At 58.5% G+C, this 19,990-nt stretch carries 18 protein-coding genes; 3 read left to right on the top strand and 15 right to left on the bottom strand.

Going from position 1 to position 19,990, the window contains the following annotated elements; genetic code table 11:
- Positions 1-16 precede the first annotated feature (16 nt).
- The 15 genes from ACIQWP_RS30330 to ACIQWP_RS30260 form a co-directional block, all read right to left on the bottom strand.
- On the bottom strand, positions 17-1,237 hold the full coding sequence (locus ACIQWP_RS30330; protein ID WP_402795819.1) for an alpha-hydroxy acid oxidase: 1,221 nt from the start codon (positions 1,235-1,237) through the stop codon (positions 17-19).
- Positions 1,238-1,273: 36 nt separating this feature from the next.
- Positions 1,274-2,701 carry an FAD-binding oxidoreductase gene (locus ACIQWP_RS30325; RefSeq protein ID WP_402795816.1) on the bottom strand — a complete coding sequence of 476 codons (1,428 nt, stop codon included), beginning with the start codon at positions 2,699-2,701 and terminating at the stop codon, positions 1,274-1,276.
- Entirely contained in the window at positions 2,698-3,735 is a 1,038-nt protein-coding gene (locus ACIQWP_RS30320; RefSeq protein ID WP_402795814.1) for a prephenate dehydratase domain-containing protein, read from the bottom strand. Before ACIQWP_RS30320 ends, ACIQWP_RS30325 begins: the two co-directional genes overlap by 4 nt.
- A 91-nt stretch (positions 3,736-3,826) precedes the next feature.
- On the bottom strand, positions 3,827-4,510 hold the full coding sequence (locus ACIQWP_RS30315) for a class I SAM-dependent methyltransferase (RefSeq protein ID WP_402795846.1): 684 nt from the start codon (positions 4,508-4,510) through the stop codon (positions 3,827-3,829).
- Positions 4,511-4,957: 447 nt separating this feature from the next.
- Positions 4,958-5,821: a DMT family transporter gene (locus ACIQWP_RS30310; protein WP_402795811.1), complete on the bottom strand. Its 864-nt coding sequence runs from the start codon at positions 5,819-5,821 to the stop codon at positions 4,958-4,960.
- 392 nt (positions 5,822-6,213) lie between these two features.
- On the bottom strand, positions 6,214-7,086 hold the full coding sequence (locus ACIQWP_RS30305; RefSeq protein WP_402795809.1) for a D-amino-acid transaminase: 873 nt from the start codon (positions 7,084-7,086) through the stop codon (positions 6,214-6,216).
- Positions 7,087-7,144: 58 nt separating this feature from the next.
- Entirely contained in the window at positions 7,145-8,080 is a 936-nt protein-coding gene (locus ACIQWP_RS30300; RefSeq protein ID WP_402795806.1) for a 2-hydroxyacid dehydrogenase, read from the bottom strand.
- A 20-nt stretch (positions 8,081-8,100) separates the two neighbouring features.
- A complete protein-coding gene (locus tag ACIQWP_RS30295) occupies positions 8,101-8,514 on the bottom strand; it encodes a VOC family protein (protein ID WP_402795803.1) in 414 nt (137 codons plus the stop codon).
- 40 nt (positions 8,515-8,554) lie between these two features.
- A complete protein-coding gene (locus ACIQWP_RS30290; RefSeq protein WP_402795801.1) occupies positions 8,555-9,781 on the bottom strand; it encodes a gamma-glutamyl-gamma-aminobutyrate hydrolase family protein in 1,227 nt (408 codons plus the stop codon).
- A 25-nt stretch (positions 9,782-9,806) separates the two neighbouring features.
- Positions 9,807-10,976: a M24 family metallopeptidase gene (locus ACIQWP_RS30285; RefSeq protein ID WP_402795799.1), complete on the bottom strand. Its 1,170-nt coding sequence runs from the start codon at positions 10,974-10,976 to the stop codon at positions 9,807-9,809.
- Positions 10,973-12,022, bottom strand: coding sequence for a mandelate racemase/muconate lactonizing enzyme family protein (locus ACIQWP_RS30280; protein ID WP_402795797.1), 1,050 nt, complete (start codon positions 12,020-12,022; stop codon positions 10,973-10,975). The genes ACIQWP_RS30285 and ACIQWP_RS30280 overlap by 4 nt, the downstream gene beginning before the upstream one ends.
- A 51-nt stretch (positions 12,023-12,073) precedes the next feature.
- Entirely contained in the window at positions 12,074-13,231 is a 1,158-nt protein-coding gene (locus tag ACIQWP_RS30275; protein WP_402795795.1) for a M20 family metallopeptidase, read from the bottom strand.
- 15 nt (positions 13,232-13,246) lie between these two features.
- Positions 13,247-13,996 (bottom strand): amino acid ABC transporter ATP-binding protein, encoded by a 750-nt coding sequence (locus tag ACIQWP_RS30270; RefSeq protein ID WP_402795793.1) that lies wholly within the window; start codon positions 13,994-13,996, stop codon positions 13,247-13,249.
- Positions 13,997-14,007: 11 nt separating this feature from the next.
- Complete coding sequence (locus ACIQWP_RS30265; protein WP_402795790.1) at positions 14,008-14,724, bottom strand: amino acid ABC transporter permease; 717 nt, start codon at positions 14,722-14,724, stop codon at positions 14,008-14,010.
- A gap of 31 nt (positions 14,725-14,755) precedes the next feature.
- Positions 14,756-15,565: an ABC transporter substrate-binding protein gene (locus ACIQWP_RS30260; protein ID WP_402795787.1), complete on the bottom strand. Its 810-nt coding sequence runs from the start codon at positions 15,563-15,565 to the stop codon at positions 14,756-14,758.
- A gap of 313 nt (positions 15,566-15,878) precedes the next feature.
- Between ACIQWP_RS30260 and ACIQWP_RS30255 the strand changes: the two genes are divergently transcribed.
- The 3 genes from ACIQWP_RS30255 to ACIQWP_RS30245 all read left to right on the top strand — a co-directional run bounded on the left by ACIQWP_RS30255 (position 15,879) and on the right by ACIQWP_RS30245 (position 19,967).
- Positions 15,879-16,772: an FCD domain-containing protein gene (locus ACIQWP_RS30255; RefSeq protein ID WP_402795785.1), complete on the top strand. Its 894-nt coding sequence runs from the start codon at positions 15,879-15,881 to the stop codon at positions 16,770-16,772.
- A 289-nt stretch (positions 16,773-17,061) separates the two neighbouring features.
- A complete protein-coding gene (locus tag ACIQWP_RS30250) occupies positions 17,062-18,045 on the top strand; it encodes a GlxA family transcriptional regulator (protein ID WP_402795782.1) in 984 nt (327 codons plus the stop codon).
- 248 nt (positions 18,046-18,293) lie between these two features.
- Positions 18,294-19,967, top strand: coding sequence for an ABC transporter substrate-binding protein (locus ACIQWP_RS30245; protein ID WP_402795780.1), 1,674 nt, complete (start codon positions 18,294-18,296; stop codon positions 19,965-19,967).
- Positions 19,968-19,990: the final 23 nt, after the last annotated feature.

Here is a 19,990-nt window from a genome sequence, read left to right as displayed (position 1 = left end):
CTTTATGGACGGTGGATCAGGCGGCAAAGGGTGATTGTGACCGCGGCAATGTGGACTCGCGGGCCGGAATTTGCTCGGGTCGCATCAGAACCGGGGGAAATCGAAGCTTGGACGGTCGGAGATCGGCAATGGTGGGTGCACCCATCATCGCCTGAGCGACGTCGAGTTCAGCGGCGATGATGCCGAGAGCCCGGAAAACCGCTTCCTCACCGCCACTCGCCAACGCATAGAGTGTCGCACGTCCGACCTGCACAGCCGTTGCGCCGAGCGCCAGCGCCTTGGCAACATCGGTGCCGCTGCGGAAGCCGCTGTCGACCAGGATTGCGAGCTTGCCTCCGACGGCGCTGACGAATTCCGGCAGGATGTCGATACTCGCAACGGCTCCATCGAGTTGTCGGCCGCCGTGATTGCTGACCACGATACCGTCAAGCCCAAGTTCTGCTGATCGGATCCCCTGCCTCGGATTGAGCAGCCCTTTTAGGATCAACGGCCCCTTCCAGCGATCGCGAATGAAGGCGATGTCGTCCCAGGAGACGGTCGGGTCAAGCTGTTGCTCCATCACCTCCGCGATCGTTCCCGCGGATTTGAGGTCGAACTCGGCTGCCATGACCTCTAAACGCGGAGCGCCGGCACGAGCCATTCGCAATGCCCAGGCGGGATGAGCGAGGAGGCTCAAGAGCTTTCCCGGCGTCCAGCGGAACGGCAGTGAAAAGCCATTGCGGGCATCGCGCAACCGTCGGCCGGGAACGGCGTTGTCGACGGTGATCTCAATCGCTTCGAAGCCCAGCGCCTCGGCATGCTTCAGTAGTCTGAGGCTCACTTCGCGGTCACGGAACAGGTAGAGCTGAAACCACTTTCTGCCTTCGGTGGCGGCTGCCACGGCTTCCATGGTCGCGCTGGCTGCCGAACTCATGACAAACGGAACACCCGCTCGCCCGGCAGCCCGAGCCAGCGCATGGTCGCCTGCTGGCCAGGCCGCGCCTGCCAGCCCGGTTGGTCCGATGATAACTGGCATTGCGAGCGGTTTGCCGAAGAGCGTGATGGCGGCCGAGCGATGACCGACATCGACCGGTGCTGAGCCGACGAGACGGATGCGATCCAGAGCCGCACGGTTTTCGAGCAGCGTCAGCTCCGAGCCGGCGCCGCCGTCGAAGAAATCAAAGACCATTTTCGGCAACGCGCGCTGCGCGGCAGTTCTGAAATCGGCGATCGAGGCCGGGCCATGCTGCTTGGACATGAATGTTGCATTACCTCCCTGGTTTATGGATCTCGCTCAATTGAAAGGCGGTGCCTCGGCGAGATTGAAAATCTTGCCTGGATTCATGATGTTGTGAGGATCGATCGCGCGTTTGATCGCGGCCATTACCCGGATAGCCGGACCGTGCTCGGCGACAAGCGCTGCCATTTTGCCGTGGCCGATTCCGTGCTCGCCGGTCGACGTCCCTTGCAGGGCGATAGCTCGGGCTGAAAGGCGTTTGGTCAGTACCTCGACGCGTTGACGCTCATCGGAGTCTGCGGGATCGAAAAGCACGCAAAGATGGAAATTGCCGTCACCTACATGACCGCAGATCGGCGCGAGAAGGCCAAGATCTCGCACGTCGGCCTTGGCGGCAAGTATGGCCTCGACAAGCCGCGATACCGGCACGCAGCTATCCGTCGGGAGGGCACTTGCGCCCGGGCGGAGCGCAAGGTTGGCCCACCAGATATCGTGGCGCGCCTGCCAAAGCTTGGCTCGGGCCTCCGCCGATACGGCCGTATCAAACCTGCTGGCTCCGGCGGCATGCGCCTCCTCCTCTATGAAAGGCAAGGCAGCCTCGACTGCCCCGCGGCTGCCGTGCAGTTCGATAAAAAGTGTCGGCTCGACCGGCAAAGAGAGTTTTGAATAGCTATTGACGGCCTCGACCTGCAGTTCATCGAGCAGTTCGATGCGTGCCAAGGTATCGGTGAGCCTCGTCGCAACAAGCACGAAACCGACTGCCTGTTCCAGCGTCGAGAAGCTTGCCGAAATCGCAACGACGTGGTCTGGAATTGGATGCAGCTTGACGGTCACGTCGGTCACGATGCCGAGTGTGCCTTCGGATCCCACCCAGAGCCGTGTCAGGTCGTATCCTGCAGCCGACTTGCGAGCGTGGCTTGCGGTCCGAATGCGATCACCGTTGGGCAGAACGACACCTAGTGAAATGACATTGTCTTTCATCGTGCCATAACGCATGGCATTCGTGCCGGAGGCGCGCGTTGAGGCCATACCGCCGAGCGAGGCGTCCGCGCCGGGATCGACTGGGAAGAACAGACCGGTGTCGCGCAATTCGGCATTGAGGCGCTTGCGGGTCACGCCTGCCTCGACAGTCGCTGTCATGTCATCAGGCTGAACCATCAGAATTCGATCCAACCGTGAGAGATCGACGCAGATTCCGCCCATCAGGGCTGCAACGTGCCCCTCGCATGATGTGCCGGTTCCAAACGGGATCACCGGCACGTCAAAGGCGTGGCAGGTTGCCACGATACGCGATACCTCATCGGCCGTTTCAGGAAAGATGACTGCGTCCGGCGGGTAGGAGGGATGCCAGCTGACGTCGCGGCCATGCTGATCCCGCACGGCCGCCGCCGTTGTCAGTCGATTGCCAAAATGCAGCTTCAATTTCGCGATTGCCGCATCGGCGAGATCGTTTTGGTGTCCGCTATGGTTGATCACGGCTGTCATCGCGGGCTTTCGCTTTCCTGTTGACGGTTAGACCATCGAAAGGCGGCCGGAGGCTTGGTTCCCCAGGAACGGAGATTTTCCTCGCTGCGGTTGCGCAGATGGCGGCTAGCCATTGGAAATGTGCCGAGAACAACGACCTCGCGCGCATGACGAGCGAGAATATCGAGCGCATCGGCCACCTCTGGGATGGCGGGATCACCCTCGAACTCGCAAAGGAAGCGAGATGGCACGAACTGACCGCCGACAAGATAGCTTTCGATCTTGGTCATGTTGATGCCATTGTCGGCAAATCCGGCGATGGCGTGATAGAGGCACCCCGGTCGGTTCTGGGTACGGAAGACGATTGTCGTCAGAAGCTGTGTTTTGTGCTCGATCGCCTGAGGTTCGGCGGACAGCACATAGAAGCGCGTCGTATTATGTGGATCGTCTTCGACATTGCGTTTGAGGATATTCAGTCCGTAGAGGTTGGCGGCAAGATCCGAAGCAATCGCCGCCTCGCTCGGATCCGCGCGGGACGCCACCAGCTCGGCGGCGTGCGATGTCGTCGGAGCGGCAATGGCCTCGAGATCGAGCGCCGCAATAAGCCGGCTGACTTGACCAAGTGCCACGGGGTGCGAACGAACGCGCCGGATACTGGCGAGCGTCGTGCCTGCCGGCGCCATGAGGCAATGCTCGACGCGTTGGAAATGCTCACCGACGATATGCAAACCGCTGTCGGGCACGATCCTGTGCACATCCGGCACGCGCCCAACCAGGCTGTTTTCGCATGGCAGGAGGATCCGGTCGACTTCACCGCGGACCGTGCTTGCAATCGCGGTCTCCAAGCTCGGCATGGCGATGCGATCTGCGGATGGGAACGCCATCCTGCAGGCAACATCTGCAAATGCACCAGGCCGACCGTTATAGCCAACTTTATGGACAATGGTGTCCGGGCTGATTTTCTTGGCGTCCGGAACCAATGGACCAGTATCTGGATCGAAAGGGGCCGCGGGGGGAGGGGCCGTGGATCCACAGTTTGCGGCGGTAAATGTCATAGGCGATCTCCGAAAATTCGCACACGCCAGGTCATGCCGCGGTCGGATTTGCCCGGTCCCGCGTCAAGCGCCTGTCATCGGCCATCTATGATTAGTTTGCGGGTGGCAGCCTCGTCGTTTCCATCACGGTCATTGGCCAAAGCAGGGCGATGCCGTTGCCATCGGAAACGACGTCCAGGTGGCGTTCCGCTGCCACAAGGCAGTCGTTGTCGTCGAAAATATCGGTTGCAGAGAACAACAATCGCAGAAAATGTCCGAGATCCGCCCTGGTGTCGAAGCGCCAGCGGGTGGTGACATCGGTGAATTGAGGTTTATCCCATCCGGTCAGACCACACAGGCTCGTTGCAAACTCCCGCGAGAGGAAGGATACTTCGTGGCCGGTACAGCAGCTGAGCGCGATAAAATCGTCGAAATATGCGGCAAGTCGCGTTCCGGCGAAGATGTCGGCAATCACCAGCTTGCCGCCGGGTCGGACATGGGCTGCGATTGCCTTCCAGGCGGCCGTCTTGTCCGAAATATGGTGCACGGCGCCGCGTGACCAAGCCATGTCAAAATCGCGAATCGGCAGGTCGAGCATGTGCGCTGCCTGACCGAAGACCTTAATCCGGCCGCCACTTTCGACTTCGAGATCCTCAAGCTGTTCAGTGGACGGATCGGTTGCCACCAACAAGCCGGTAGGGCCGATATCTTCGGCAATCGCCCGGCTGAAATGACCATTGCCGGCGCCAATCTCCAAGACGCGTCGACCGTCGGCCGGCTGCAGGAAACTGCGCATGGCGGCAATATCGTCAAGCCAGGCATCGGGAAAGAGATGGAGTGCGTCGCGGTATGTTGCCGAGCGGCGACCTGAGAAGACGACCTCGGATTCGATCGGTGTCGAGGACATATACATGGGACATATGCCTTCCAGAGTTGTTGCGGTTTGGACATCTCCCTAGATTCTAGTTTTACGGGCAATCGCGATGCGATTTACCTCTTATGATTAAAACTACAACACAGATTTGATAGGAAATCAATTGCTATTTGCAAGTAATTTAAACACGCTTAAACTTTGTGCAATCGATCTTATCGGAGGCAACTTTACCGGAGTTAAAGGGATATTCTTCGCTGGACTGGCGCTTTTCCCGACCAGCGGATGGGTGGTTAAACGGCACCCAAACTGTGATTACAACTCATGACGGATGGGGTTCCGATCACAAAACGCGTGATGGATTGCTCCGCTTCAGGCGTTGAGCACTAGAATATTTCCAAGAAGGATCGTCGCACCACCGAAGGCGAGACGTGTATCGACATGCAGCCCTTCGAACATAACGGAGATCGTTATTGCAACAATCGGAACAACCGTTAGTGCATAGGCGGCTCGCGCAGGGCCAACCTTCTCAATGAGGGTAAAATACATGAGAAACGTAACACAGGATGCGACAATTGCCAGGTAGGCAAGCTGTGCCAGATAGCCGACGGTTACAGGTATTGTGAGCGACGTGCCGACAACCACAGCCCAGGCGAACCCGAAACCGCATCCACACAATGCACCCCAACCCATTAGCACCGGGATCGGCACGCCGCGCCGCTGGTTACGCGCAGCAATTGCAGTTCCCGCACCCGTAGCCATGGCCGCGACACCGGCCCAGATAAAGCCTGTCACAGTTTGCGGGTTGAGATGCAGCGCGAAGATCTGTGGGGCGGCCACGATGCCAAGACCCAGGAGACCACAAACTATGCCAATTGTCGCGCGGCGGCTTATCCGCAGCTTCAACAGCAAACGGCTGGCAATGGCTGCAAATAGCGAAGAACTCGACAGCACCAGTGCTGCGATCCCACTCGGGATACCCTTCGTCGCCTTGTAGAAGGCGATAAAGGCAAGCCCGAAAAACAATATGCCTTGCATCATCACCCAAAGGCGGTCGCCACGGGCAATCGTGATCGGTTTGCCGGTAGCGATCGAAAACCCGAGCATGCCTAACCCAACGAGAAACATGCGGATCGCCACAGACAATTCTGGCGCGGAAACACTTGCCTGGAGCGATGTCACAATGGCGCCCGAACCCCAGAAAAGCACGGTCGCGAAAAAGAGGGCTGCGGTCATCTCACATCCTTTGTGGCCTAAGTGGTGATCCAGGTAATAGCTTGGCCTCACTGTGGTGAGCCGGGCTCTGTATATAATGTCAATCATTTGCTTGCAAAATGCAATTAATATTAAGAATATTGGTCGCACGGTTGCAGCTCCAGCCTCTGTCTGATTGATGTGGAAGCAGGAATAATGAGGTGCCGTCCAAATAAGCGGCTACGTTTTAGCTTTGGAGCGAGGTATCTCAAAACTTGCTGAAGGCAAGGGCCTCTTCAAGCTCGAATGCTTGGCCATCAATGGCCTGCAACTTTTCGGTGAGCCTCGCTTCTTGTCGCTTGACCTAAAATCGGATCGTCGGTTTGATGCCCTTTATTTGGAGCGGTGTTCTCCAAGGTGCCATACCAACCGTATCAACTTGCTGCTGCTGTTGCTCGTTCTATATAGATTTCTCGCAGACGCTTGCTCACGGGGCCGATGGTGCCGTCGCCGATAGCCACTCCATCGATCTCGACGACGGAGGTGACGAAGGATGTCGCGGAGGTGATGAAGGCCTCCCGTGCGTCGAAGGCTTCTTGGAGTGTGAACGATCTTTCTTCCAGGATGTATCCGGATTCAGCCGCGAGCGTGAAAACCGCGGCGCGAGTGATGCCATGAAGGATATCGAATGACAGCTTGCGTGTGACGATCTTACCATCCGAGGTGACGATGTATGCATTGGCGGAGGACGCCTCCGTCACGTAACCGTCCTGTACCAGCCAAGCGTCGTCCGCGCCCGCCTTGTAAGCGGCATTTTTCGCTATGGATGGGTAGAGGAGTTGTACAGTCTTGATGTCCCTACGGCCCCAGCGAATATCCGGTAGCGATATGACTTTGAGGCCGCGCTTAGCGAGGGGACTTTCGATGACCGGCCGGGATTGGGTGAACATGACGACCACTGGTCGCGTATCCTCGGGCGGGAAATTGAAATCGCGGTCAGCCACGCCACGGGAAATCTGCATGTAGATGAGACCCTCGACGACATTGTTGGCCGCCACCAGTTTACGGTGGATCGCCAGAAGCTCTTCGACAGTCAGAGGCATACCCATGTCGAGTTCGCCCAGGGAGCGCTGCAGCCGCGCCATGTGACCATCGAAATCGACAAGCTTGCCGCCGAGCACGCAGGTAACTTCATAGATGGCATCGGCGAAAAGATATCCGCGGTCAAAAATAGAGACCGTGGCTTCGGATTCCGGGCAATACTGGCCGTTGACGTAGACAGTGCGTATAGGTGACGTCATGTTCACTCAATTCCCAAAGAGGTTTGCTTGCATTGAAGAGAGGCGCATTGGCGGCATGCCGCCTTTAATATCCGCGCGCGAAATCGACAGTGGATGGAAGTATGGCGGTGCGACGAAAGGTTCGAATATTATCCGCTACAAGCGCCGCCGCCGTTTCCCGATCCGTCGGGGCAGAGATATGCGGCAGCACGGTGATCCGGGGATGGTCCCAAAAGGGTGCATCGCTGGGCAGCGGCTCCACATCGAAAACATCCAGAACCGCGTGATTTAAACGGCCGGTATCGAGTGCCTGAAACAGATCGTTACTCACCACGATCGGGCCTCGGGCGAAATTGATCAGCGACGCGTTTGTGGGCAAGAGGGCAAGCCGCTCGGTGTTGAGCAGCCCACGCGTTTCTGGCGTGAGCGGTAGAAGGCATACGAGGATATCGGATCGGCTCAGCACCGTGTTTAGACCGTCGTCGCCGAAGCAGGTTTCGATCCCTTCGATGTCCTTTGCCGAGCGGCTCCATCCAATCACATTGAAACCGGCTTCGGTCAGACGATGCGCTGCCGCTTCGCCGAGCGCGCCCAGTCCAAGTAGACCGACAGTAACCTGTTCCGGACGTCGATAGGATAATTGCTGCCAATTGCGCTCCCGTTGAAAACGGGCATAGGCCGGCATATCGCGAAACAGATAATAGGTCCAGGCGAGAACCGCTTCGGCCATGGTGCGGCTCAACTGCGGATCGACCAGCCGCACGACGGGCAGAGTGCTGTCGCCAAGCTCACTCACGAGACGCTCCACGCCGGCCCACAGGCTGTGAATCCATTTCAAGCCGGGCAAGCGGACAAGGTCCATCGGATCGGGGTTGGCGACGATGGCAATGTCGACCGCCGCCCGGTCTTCATCATCCAGGTGCCGGAACGAGACGATCTTCTCGTCCGGCATCTCGATCGAGAGAACATCAAGCCAAAGGCGCTCCGCCTCATCGGGTATACGCGTTACCAGCGCAATCATTTGACCGGTCCCTTTCTCACTCAACGAGCGAAAACGCTGTCGAAATCCTTGAAGCCTTTGACTTCGATCGGGTTTCCGCTCGGATCGAGGAAGAACATCGTGCGTTGCTCGCCGGTCTGGCCTTCGAAGCGCACGACCGGCGGAATGTCGAATGCCGTGTCGGCGTCTTCCAGCCTTTTGGCAAGGGCGAACCAGTCATCGAGCGCCAGAATGACGCCGAGATGGGGCATCATTACCATGTGATCGCCGACCTTGCCGGTACGCGTCGTTTCGAACGGCTTGCCGAGATGCAGGGAGATCTGATGGCCGAAGAAATCGAAATCGACCCAGGTGTCGGTGCTGCGACCTTCCTCGCAGCCGAGCACGCCGCCGTAAAAGCGACGCGCATCGTCAAGATCGGTGACATGATAGGCGAAATGGAAAAGCGAGCGCATAATGGTTTGCCTTGTCTGAGATGTGAGTGAACGGGGTATGCTACGAGATTGATGTCAGAGCTCTGAGGGCCGCGGCTTTCAAAAATGCCACGAGCAGTGGATGGGGCTTGTCGGTTCGTGACGACAGTTCCGGATGCCCTTGCATGCCGATGAAGAAGGGATGATCCGGCAATTCAATGGCATCGACGATCGCGCCTGATGAACTACGTGCGGCAGCGCGAAGCCCGGCCGCCTCAAGAGCCGGCAGCAGGACCGGGTTCAATCGGAATTGGTGGTTGCAGCGCACCTGAGCCTCCGAGTAAATGATCTCGGAGAGCCGGGTGCCCGGTATGATGTCGATCGGCTGATCACCAATCCTGTGGATCGGCAGGCGAGTGCCGTCCTCTCCCTCATCGCCGGCCATCGGCACGAAGGTCTTGATCCTAGCATTCGGGGCGGCCTCGGCCAGATTGGCTGCCTTGCGACCGAAAACCCGCCACGCCAAAGCCGTCACCATCGTCTGCATGCCAAGACACAACCCAACAGTCGGCAGATCCGCTTCAAGACTTAACGCGGCAGCGGCCGTCTGGCCGGCGACATTCTTCATATCCGCCCCGCCGGGAAGCAGGATTCCGGAGAGGCCCTCGAAAATGGCGGGACTTTCAAACCGGTCGGCATGGACCGGATCGATGAAACGCACATCGATCCCGATCGAAAGGCTGTCTGCCGCGTCGGCGAGGCTTGCCAGCGCTGCCGGGTAGACATCGCGATGATCGCTTTCCGCACCGATAAAGCCGATCGTCAGATCCGAACTCGTTTGCCGTTGCGGTTCCCTCAATCCGATACGCCCGAAACGATCCCGCCAGGCAAGCACCTCCCGGGTCGACACATCGAAGAAGCGATCGGCGTCCTCGCGAACGGTGATCATTTCCAGCTCTACTGCATGGGCTTTGGCGGCAGCCGCCAATGCTGTCGGCACATCTCCATCGATCAGAAATGCCGGATGAATGGGCACCACCACGTCCCGCACCGCGATCGCGTCAACGACCGCTTCCGGCATTGCCACGGCTGGCACCTGGTTCCCCGAAAGCCGTTCGAACCAGCACAGGCCACTCGCGCCAAGACCGCCGCTTGCAATCACATGCTGTGCCGCGTCGGCATGGAGCTTGGTATCGAAGCGCGCCGGGACATGCATGAAGCCGCATTGCCGGGCGGCAGCAATTGCAGCGGCGACCGCGCCATAAAGGGCGGGCTTTGACGTATCGTGAAAAACGAGGATCAACCCCATGGCCCGCTCCTTTCAATCGGCTGCTTCAGACTTCGAGAAGATCGCGCTTGATGGTTCCAAGCGCCCGATATCCTGTTTCCGTGACGACGATGGTTTCGCTGACGCCGACGGTGAAGCGGCCGTAGATACGCAACGCCGGCGGCAGATGAAAGGTCATGCCCGGCTGCAGTTCGGTCTTGACCCCTGCGTTGAGGCTGAGGATCGCCCCCTCGCCCCAATCCGGCGCAAAGGAGATCCCGACGCTGTAGCCAAGGCGCTTGCGGAAATTGTCGGTATAGCCTGCCGCGTCAATGATCTTCTGGCAGGCGATATGCGGAACTTCGCAGGATACGCCCGGACGGATGGTATCAAGCGAGACCTGGAGCGCCTCCTGGCAGACCCTCATCATGTCCGCCGCCTCGCTGGGCGCGCGGCCGATCCAGGCCGACCGCATGAGTGCGGCATGATAACGATCATGGCAGGCGGCCATTTCGAGGAAGGCCGGATCACCATCCGCTATTTTAGTGCGGCGCCAAGTTCCGTGCGGCACGCCGGTGCGTGCGCCGACAGAAACAAGCGGCTCCATCCCCATATATTCCGATCCGGCTGATATCGCCGCCTGCATCATCGCGGCGACCAGATCGTTGTCGCTGGCGCCGACCTTGACAGCGGCAAGCCCCGCTCGCATGCCGGCATCCACATAGAAGGCCGCGCGTTCCAACTTTTCGATTTCCAGCGGCGATTTGACGGCGCGCAGCTTTTCGATGACGCCAGCGCCGTCATGAACCGCTCCCAGCCGTTCGCGCAAGGATTCGTAGACAAATATCGGCAGGAACCAGCCCTTTTTGTCGATCGCCACGCGCTTTCCCGCCAGCCCACGCTTCTCGATCAGCGCGATCAGGAAGGAAACGGGCTCATCACCATCCTGATAGACTTCGGCATCCGCAATGAAGGTGTTGGCGATGAAGTTGAAATATTCGAGCTGGCGGATCACGAAGACCGGGTCGCCGTCGGCGGTCAGAAGGAGAGCCTGGAACGTGTAATAGCCCGGCGTCTGCTGGCCGGTCAGATAGAAGATGTTTTCCGGACCGGTCACGACGAGCGCATCGATGCCGGCCTCGACGAGATTTTGACGCGCACGCGCCACGCGGATCTCATATTCCTCTTTCGGGAAGGCAGATTCCTGTCCCTGTACGACATTGCTTGCGATCGTCACCTTGCGAACTCCTTCAAGAGACTTGTCTTCGATAGATCAACAACCAGCCCGAGGCCGGGAGCCTGAGTGCCCGTCACACAGCCCCGCGCATAGACCAGGCCGGAGGCCGCATCGTTGGCCAATCCATCTGCTCCATACAATTCGGCGAATGAGGGGCCGGTGGCACAGGCCAGATGCAGTGCCGCGGCCGTTGCCGCCGCCCCCTCATTCATCTGCCCGATCATGAAAGGGATATTGTTCCGGCGCAGCGCCGCCGCCGCCTTCAGTGTTGGCGCGATGCCGCCAAGCTTGACCAGCTTCAGATGCGCCCACAAGCGTCCCGAAGCTTGGACGATAACCTCCACGTCCCGGAGGTTGGAGACACTTTCGTCCAGCATCAGCGGCATCGGGCTTTTCTCCGCAAGCGCGAGCAGGAGGTCAAAATCTCCGGCAGGAATGGGCTGCTCGACATAGGCGAGATCGAATTGCGCCAGCTGCGCGAGCTTTCCTTCCGCGTCGTCGCGGCCCCAGGCGCCATTGGCATCGACCGCCAGCTTGATGGTCTGCCCGAAGCGCTCGCGCAATTGCGACAGCCGCCAGAGGTCGTGATGAAAAGTACCGGCGCCGACCCTGACCTTCAGATCGCGAAAGCCGCGGGCGACATAGGCCTCCGCCTGTGCCAGAAATTGTTCCGGCGTGGATATGAATAGTGTCTGGTTGGTTGAATGCGAAATGTCAGTCGAAGCGGCGGCTCCGAGCCATTGGGCTAGTGACAGGCCCTGCCGTCGCGCCAGGAAATCGTGAAGTGCAATGTCCAGCAGCATCCGTACCGGGGCGCTCGCTTCCGCCCAGAGTATTTCGTCCGCAAGAAGATCTGCCGCATCCCGCGACCAGTCGATCCGGTCGAAAAAAGACAGCGCCTCCTCCAGGACCACCTCGGCCGGAAGACCGTTCAGATAGGCAATGTTGATGCGGACCTCGCCGGTTGCGACGACATCACCATCCCGCAGGCGCAGGTAAAGCGTATCGAGACCGGCGACCGGGCCGGATGATGCGGTATGCAGCATCAAACCGTTCCCGTAGCGCAGTATCGCGCGGTGGAGGGACGCCTGCATCGATCAGCCCCGCAACATCGATATCGCGACATCGCGATAGATCAGGCTCGCGGTTACGAACTCGTCCGTGGGGACGAATTCGTCGGGCTTGTGGGCAACCGACAAGTCACCCGGCCCAATCACCGTGCCTTGCGCGCCGATCTCACGAAAATGCACAAGATCGCAGCCGCCCTGGAAGCCGAAGGGACCAGGATCGGACACGCCGTGAGACCGGCAAGCCGCCATGCTGGTCTGAACGATGGTGCTGTCGACGGCGGTTTCCGTTGCGCCGCCCGTCGTCGCCCTGTAGTCGACGATTTCGGCCCGAACGCCGAAACGGGTATGGGCGAGCGCCAGCAGATCGGCAAACTCCTGCTTCACCGCAGCCTCGTCCTCCCCGGGCACCATCCGGCGGTCCAGCAGCAGATCGCAGACATACGGCACCACATTGTCCGCATGCCCGCCGGAAATGCGCGTCACCGTCAGGCTGGCCTCACCAACGAGTGGATGCGTCCGTCCACGCACCACCTCGTTGTGATGGGCCTCGATGAGCGAGAGGAGCTGTCCGGCGCGGTAGATGGCGTTATCGCCCAGATGTGGTGTCCCGGAGTGTGCTGCCTGCCCGTGAACACGCACGACAGGCCGGAGACTTCCCTTATGTGCCGCAAAGGTCGTGTTGGATGTCGGCTCGCCCACAACGGCGAAGTCGATTTTCGGCCTGCCGGCCGCATAGAACTTGGCGCCTTCGCTGGCGATTTCCTCGTCACCGACGAAGACACCGAGCAACGTGCCCGACCATGCACCCCGGTCGGATGCCAGCATGCGCATAGCTTCCACCATCGATATCAGCGGCCCCTTGCAGTCGCAGGCGCCGCGACCATAGAGCTTTCCATCCGCCTCGCGCAGGATGAACGGATCGGACGACCATCCGTCCCCGGCAGGCACGGTGTCCATGTGTGTGTTGAAGGCGAAGACCGGACCCGGCCCGTTTTCCATCCGCGCTTCGACATTGAAACGGCCGGGCTTGTACTCCACCACATCGACCGCAAAGCCCGCGGACAGGAGCAGATCGCGGACATAGACGGCAGCGTCCGCCTCTTGGCCAGGCGGATTTTCCGTTCTGATGGCGATCAGTTCGGCGAGTTCACGCTTCATGCGCGCGATATCGGGGGTATGGGACATGTCTGCCTTCCGCAGTTAATGCAATATCTGACTTAGAAAGAGGCTAGCGCGCTCGTTGACCGCTCCGCCGAAGAACTCTTCGCTCGACGCGTTTTCGATGACCTCGCCGTTCTCCATGAAGACGATCTGGTCGGCGGCGCGTCTGGCAAAACCCATCTCATGGGTGACGACGATGCTTGTCATGCCGTCGGCGCTGAGATCGGCCATCACGTCCAGAACCTCGCGGATCATCTCCGGGTCGAGCGCCGATGTCGGCTCGTCGTAGAGCATCAGCTTGGGCTTCATGGCGAGCGCTCGGGCTATTGCCACGCGCTGCTGCTGTCCGCCGGAGAGTTCATCGGGACAGAAATCGGCTTTTTCCGGGATGCGGACCTTCTCGAGCAATTGCATCGCCATGTCGTGCGCATCGAGCCTGCTGACGCCCGAGACCTTCATCGGCGCGAGCATGATGTTTTCGGCTGCCGAAAGATGCTGGAACAGTTCGAAGTTCTGGAAGACCATGCCGATATCCCGGCGGATCTTCGGAGCATTGCGAAGGTCACGGGTAATGTCGTCGCCGTCGAAGAAGATATTGCCGCCGTCTGCCGGCTCCAGCAGGTTCACGCATCGCAGCAGCGTCGATTTTCCCGATCCGGACGGACCAATGACGACCATGGTCTGCTTGCGAAAAACGTTCAAACTGCAGGTCTTGAGAATCCGCGTCGGCCCAAAACTCTTGTCGATACCGATGACTTCCAGAAGCGGCTTATTGTCAGGCACAACCATATCGTCTTCCCTCACTGGATCTCGGATTTCGGGGCAATGAGGCTGAAGGGCTTGCGAACGCTGCCCCGGCGGCCGCGCTTCGGGTCAAACGCGCGTTCGAGAAACGACTGGAAGACCATGAAGATCGTCGTCAGCAACAGATAATAAATGCCGGCCGCCGTCAGCGCTTCGAAATAGCGGAAATTCGCGCTGGCGGTCTGATTGGCGACAAGAAGCAATTCTTCCACGGCGACGACGGAAACAAGTGCGCTGGTCTTCAGCATGCCGATCATCTGATTGCCGACCGCAGGCATTACGATGCGGGCCGCCTGTGGCATCACGATGAAACGCATGACGCCCGCCCGCGTCATCCCGAGCGCAAGCCCCGCCGTGCGCTGCCCCTTCTTTACCGCGTGCAGGCCCGACCGCAGGATTTCCGCCATATAGGCACCTTCGTTCAGCGACAGGGCAATGACGGCGCTTAGAAAGGCCGATAGACGAATTCCGAAGTTCGGCAGGACATTGTAGATGAAAATGATCTGGAACAGGACGGGCGTGCCGCGAAACAGCCAAAGATAGGCGAGCGTCGCCACCTTGATGGGACGCAGGCCCGTCTCCTGTAAAAGAGCGATCACAAGCCCGACGATGATCCCGAAGAACAGGGACACGACGGTGATCAATAACGTCAGCAAAGCGCCGTGAAAGAAAGCGGGCGACAGCAGATAGTCGACAACGAGTTCGAGAGACATCCCCGCTCCTTCTTCGGTATCAAGCCGGAGGTCAGTTGAAAATCGAGACGGAGGCCGGCAGCTTCCACTTCTCGATCAGGCTCTTGTAGGTGCCATCCGCGACGATCTCGGCAAGCGCCGATTTGATGGAAGTCTGAACGGCCGCGTCTCCCTTTCGGGTGGCAATGCCGATGCTGGTGTCGGATTCGAATTCGCCACCGACGACCTCATAAACGCCTGGAACCGCGGCCTGAAGAACGACCGCACCCGGCGTCGAATCGTATTCCGCATCCGCACGCCCCTGCCGCAACGACACCGCGGAATCCTGCGCTGTCGGCAGGGTGAGAACCGCTACGCCCTTGAGACCCTTGGCCTTGCAGCGTGCATCGTCGGCACGCGCCTGGTTTTCCTGAATGCCGCCGAGCGTGACGGCTATCGTCTTCCCGCAGAGCGTATCATCCCGGCCGGTAATCTTGGCCGGATTGCCGGCCTGAACGATCACCTGATTGCCGATCTTCATATAGGGAATGAAATCGACCTGCTCCGAGCGCTTGTCGTTGATGTACATGGCCGAGTTGATGATATCGATCCGGCCGGAGAGCAGCGCCGGGATCAATCCCTTGAATTCCATGTTCATCGCCGCCGGTTTCGCGCCAAGTTTCGCCGTCAACGCTGCGATCAGGTCGATATCGAAGCCGGACAGCACTCCATCCTTCTGGAATTCGAACGGCGCGAACGTGGCGGCGACGCCATAGGTGACGGATCCATTTTCGACGAGACCCGACTTCGGAAGGTCGGCCGCGGCGACGGCGTGCGTGAGCATTAGCGGCAAGGTAAATGCGGTCATGAAAGATCGAAGCATGGCAGTTCCCTCTTGTTTGATCGAGCTATAATTGCTCTGATTGAATACAATGGTACAATGCTGCCGTCGAAAGAGTCAAGCCGAGAAGCTCAAAAATAGGCATTTCTTAATTGTGCTCAAATAATGGGCGTATGGGTGAAATTTTAAACTAAGACGCAGCATTCTATAAAGATATGCACGGGCACCGAACCTCCAATCACCTGTTTTCTCGTGAAAGCCGTGAGTTTCGGGTTTTGATGATGTTGTTTGTATTGCCGATGTTTGCGCTGTTGTTGTACTAATCATATAATTTTGTACAAACTCGGATAACTTAATGGCCAGTGTCCCACGTCAAGGACGATATCGCCTCGCAAATCAGATTCTCGATCTTGCCCGCAATGCGCGCTTCGAACCGGGGCATCATTTGCGCGAACAGCAACTCGGCGATCTGATCGGCGTATCGAGAACGCCGGTTCGCTCTGCACTGCTGTTGCTTGCCGAACGCGGCATCGTGGAGGCGCGCAGGAACCAGGGATTTTTTCTGAAGGTACTGCCCGAAGAGTTGCTTCGAGTGGGAGTGGAGGTGCCGGCGACGGCCGATCAGGATCTCTATTCGCGGATCGTCGAAGACCGCCTTTCAGGCGCGCTCTCGGAAACTTTCACGCAGTCGGAAATCGCTCGTCGTTTCGATGTGGACCGCGTTCTCCTGCAAAGAACGCTTACGCATCTGGTCAATGACGGATTGCTTGCGCGCAATAGCGGCAGGGGCTGGACCTTCCTGCCCACGCTCGATTCACAGGTCGCGTTGCGCAATAGCTATGATTTCCGGGCTACGATCGAGCCGGCCGGACTGCTGCTGAGCACCTTCCGCCCCGATCCCACCTCACTGGAACGATCGCGTCTTCAACATCTCTATCTTGAAGCTCATCCCGACATAGCCTCGGTAAATCCGAGACAATTGTTCGATACGGATGCGCAGTTCCATGAAATGATCGCGGAATTCAGCGGCAATATCTTTTTCCTGCAATCCATCCAGCAGCAGAACAGGCTGCGGAGATTGCTGGAATTTGGCGGCTACACCAATCGCAGGCGAGTGAAGGACTGGTGCCGGGAACATGTTGCGATCTTGGACGCCATAGCATCTGGGCAGCGCAAGCATGCGGCCGAACTCATGGCCGAACACCTACAGGCAGCATTTTCGGCTGCGCCGCAATATGGTGTGCAGTAATCCTAATTTGAAGGCGGCAATTCAGCTTTATTCCTCATCTCTGGAATGGATAGATCCGCAGGCCTCGGTGCGATTTCCATCAAGAGCACCATTCACTTAAGGGTGAGTCTGTGCGATTACTCGACAAGAGGCCGTTACGGCGGGCCAAACAGCGAGATTGATACGCATTACAGTACGTCTCTTTATCAAAGAAGAGACAGTCATGGTCGTTATCGTCTGCAATCAGACACGCCTTGAAAAGAAGCGAGCACCCTTGGGCGATGCCTGCCAGACGTAGTATATCCGACGAATGACGCGACAGTCCTTCTCACTTGATCAGTTGAAGCAAGACGGGCGGCCGGTGCGCATCGGCTTCTTTCTTGCACCGGATTATCCGCTGATGACTTTCTCGGCGGCGCTCGATTCATTGCGGCAAGGAAACCGCTTGATCAAGCGCAAAGCGTTCGAATGGATACTGATTTCAGCCAACGGCAAGGAAGCGAGGTCGAGCAGTGGGCTCGCTTTCTCGGTGGACTACGCCATGGCGCAGGCACCGAAATGTGATATCCTTTTTGTCTGTGCCGGCGTTAACTACACCGAGAGCTATGATCCATCCCTTTTTTCCTGGCTTCGTCGCATCTATTCCGAGGGCTGCGTTCTCGGCGGTGTCAGCACGGCGGTGTTCTATTTGGCACGGGCCGGGCTCCTTGAGGGCAGGCGGTGCGCGGTCCATTGGGAGTCCCTCCCGAGCTTCCGCAGTGAGTTTCCCAACTGCTTGGCGACTGATGACATCTTCGCGGTCGACGGGCGTCTGATTACCTCCTCTGGCGGCACTGTCACACTTGATATGATGCTCTATCTGATTGCCGCGATTGAAGGACGAGAGCTCGCCGAGCAGATCTCTGATCAGTTCAATCATCCCCGTATGCGAAGACAGGACGACGTTCAGCGCATGGTGCCCGAGGACCGCTTCGGCATTCGGAATGCCAAGCTTGGTTTTGTCATTCGTCGCATGGAAAGCAGCCTTTCCGAACCCATCGAGATCGCCGAGCTCGCGGAAGCCGTCAAGATCTCAGCTCGGCAGCTTGAGAGACTGTTCCGCAGCAATCTGAACAAAAGCCCGTCACAGTTTTATATCGATCTGCGCATGGCGCGGGCCAAGGAACTGCTGATTCATACGGATCTGAGCGTAGCCGATATTGCCGGCGTCTGCGGATATGGCTCTCCATCGCATTTCAGCCGGTTCTATCGCAGTCACTTCCATGAGAGCCCTGCCGCGACGCGGCGCTCCTGATCCAAGCTGTCTCAAATTCAGCCCGGCCATTGGCCAAAAAGCACGCTTCGCTGCAATGCAACAATGTGTCGTGCTGCGCATATTCCATGTCGGATAAATGCATTCTGCCTCGGTGGCGTTGGATGTAGGTTTAATTACGACGGCGAAAACGGACATCAGATCCGCGCAAGTCGAAGCGGCAGGAAACTGCTCCGCTTCGCGTTCAGAAAACATCGGGAACAGTCTGCACGAACTCGGAGAACACTATCTTGGATAAGAATCAGCATCCCTATATTCCAACCCTTATAGAAGATCTTTCAAACGGCCGTGTCAGTCGCAGGGATTTTTTGCGCAAATCGACACTTCTCGGCCTTTCGGCCGCTGCTGCTTACTCTCTTGCCGGTGTTCTTCAGCCGTCGAGCGAAGCCAAGGCAGACGATTTGCCAAAAGGCGGAAACCTGCGCATCGGCATGCGCTGCATGGAAATCAAGGACCCCCATCTGGCCGATTTTGCTGAAAAATCGAATGTCATCCGCCAAGTTTGCGAATATCTGACCTTTACCGACCGTGACAACATCACGCATCCCTATCTGCTCGAAAAATGGGATGTGAGCGACGACCTGAAGACTTGGACGCTGCATGTCCGCAAGGATGTGAAGTGGCGCAATGGAGGCCGGCCGCTGACGGCGGACGACGTCGTCTGGAACCTGAAGCGCGTCAGCGACCCCAAGGTTGGCTCGTCTGTCCTCGGCCTCTTTACCGGCTATCTCGTCCAGGAATATGATGGCGGTGAGAAGGACGAGAAGGGCAATCCGAAGAAGTCGAGCAAGCTCTGGTCTGACAACGCGATCGAGAAAGTCGACGACCACACGGTTCGCCTCAACTGCTTCGCGCCACAGATCGCCGTTCCCGAGCATCTCTACCACTATCCGATGTTCATCCTGGATCCGGCCGACAATGGCGCCTTCGGCCCCGATGCCAACGGCACCGGCCCATTCGAGATGACGGAATACACTGTCGGCAAGGCCGCTAAGTACAAGGCCCGCACCGACTATTGGGGCACCGGGCCCTATCTCGAGACTTTTGAATTCGTCGACCTCGGCGACAATCCGGGCGCGGGCATTGCGGCCATGGCGTCCAAGCAGATAGACGGCCTGTCGGAAGCCGACGCCGTTCAGATCAGCTCGATGAAGAACTTCCCGCATGTGGCGGTTTACAAAGTCGAGACGACGCAGACGGTCGTCGCCCGCATGCATCCTGACGTCGAGCAGTTCAAGGATAAGCGCGTCCGCCAGGCGATGCGCTTCGCGATCGATCGCGAGAAGGTCATCCAGACGTCGCTGCTCGGCGCCGGCACGCCGGCGGAAGATCACCATGTCGCGCCGTCGCATCCGGAATATGCCGCCTTGCCGAAATATCCACGCGATATCGAGAAGGCCAAGAAGCTCCTGGCCGACGCGGGCTATCCGAACGGCTTCGAATTCGACATGGTCACGCGTCCGGATCCGATCTGGGAGCTGAATACGGCTCAGGTTCTGGCCGAGCAGTTCAAGGACATCGGCGTCAAGATCAACATCAAGTCGCTGCCGAGCGCGCAATATTGGGAGGTCTGGACTTCTGCACCGTTCAGCCTGACGGCCTGGGGCCATCGCCCGCTTGCCATCATGACGCTGTCGCTCGCCTATCGGTCGAATGCCGCCTGGAACGAGTCCCATTATGCCAATCCGGAATTCGACCAGCTCTTGACGGAGGCCGAGGGCATCCTCGACCCAAAGGAGCGTAGCAAGGTCATCGAGAAAATCGAGTTGATCATGCAGGATGACGGGCCGATCGTTCAGCCTTTCTGGCGCATCTTCTCGACCGTGATGGACAAGAAGGTCAAGGGCTTCGAGCTCCATCCCTCGCAGTACATCTTCGCGCATCAATACGCGATCTCCGCCTGATCAAGCGGCGCCAGGATCGCCCG

It is taken from the genome of Rhizobium sp. NPDC090279 (assembly GCF_044769665.1).
Classification (GTDB): Bacteria; Pseudomonadota; Alphaproteobacteria; order Rhizobiales; family Rhizobiaceae; genus Rhizobium.
Note: the sequence above shows the minus strand (reverse complement) of the source record. Positions and strands in the feature narration are given on the sequence as shown.

Excerpts from the sequence above, each read along its gene's own strand:
- ACIQWP_RS30330 (WP_402795819.1), bottom strand. The coding sequence starts at position 1,237 with ATGTCCAAGCAGCATGGCCCGGCCTCGATCGCCGATTTCAGAACTGCC.
- ACIQWP_RS30325 (WP_402795816.1), bottom strand. The coding sequence starts at position 2,701 with ATGACAGCCGTGATCAACCATAGCGGACACCAAAACGATCTCGCCGAT.
- ACIQWP_RS30320 (WP_402795814.1), bottom strand. The coding sequence starts at position 3,735 with ATGACATTTACCGCCGCAAACTGTGGATCCACGGCCCCTCCCCCCGCG.
- ACIQWP_RS30315 (WP_402795846.1), bottom strand. The coding sequence starts at position 4,510 with ATGCGCAGTTTCCTGCAGCCGGCCGACGGTCGACGCGTCTTGGAGATT.
- ACIQWP_RS30310 (WP_402795811.1), bottom strand. The coding sequence starts at position 5,821 with ATGACCGCAGCCCTCTTTTTCGCGACCGTGCTTTTCTGGGGTTCGGGC.
- ACIQWP_RS30300 (WP_402795806.1), bottom strand. The coding sequence starts at position 8,080 with ATGATTGCGCTGGTAACGCGTATACCCGATGAGGCGGAGCGCCTTTGG.
- ACIQWP_RS30295 (WP_402795803.1), bottom strand. The coding sequence starts at position 8,514 with ATGCGCTCGCTTTTCCATTTCGCCTATCATGTCACCGATCTTGACGAT.
- ACIQWP_RS30290 (WP_402795801.1), bottom strand. The coding sequence starts at position 9,781 with ATGGGGTTGATCCTCGTTTTTCACGATACGTCAAAGCCCGCCCTTTAT.
- ACIQWP_RS30280 (WP_402795797.1), bottom strand. The coding sequence starts at position 12,022 with ATGCTGCATACCGCATCATCCGGCCCGGTCGCCGGTCTCGATACGCTT.
- ACIQWP_RS30275 (WP_402795795.1), bottom strand. The coding sequence starts at position 13,231 with ATGTCCCATACCCCCGATATCGCGCGCATGAAGCGTGAACTCGCCGAA.
- ACIQWP_RS30270 (WP_402795793.1), bottom strand. The coding sequence starts at position 13,996 with ATGGTTGTGCCTGACAATAAGCCGCTTCTGGAAGTCATCGGTATCGAC.
- ACIQWP_RS30265 (WP_402795790.1), bottom strand. The coding sequence starts at position 14,724 with ATGTCTCTCGAACTCGTTGTCGACTATCTGCTGTCGCCCGCTTTCTTT.
- ACIQWP_RS30260 (WP_402795787.1), bottom strand. The coding sequence starts at position 15,565 with ATGCTTCGATCTTTCATGACCGCATTTACCTTGCCGCTAATGCTCACG.
- ACIQWP_RS30255 (WP_402795785.1), top strand. The coding sequence starts at position 15,879 with ATGGCCAGTGTCCCACGTCAAGGACGATATCGCCTCGCAAATCAGATT.
- ACIQWP_RS30250 (WP_402795782.1), top strand. The coding sequence starts at position 17,062 with ATGACGCGACAGTCCTTCTCACTTGATCAGTTGAAGCAAGACGGGCGG.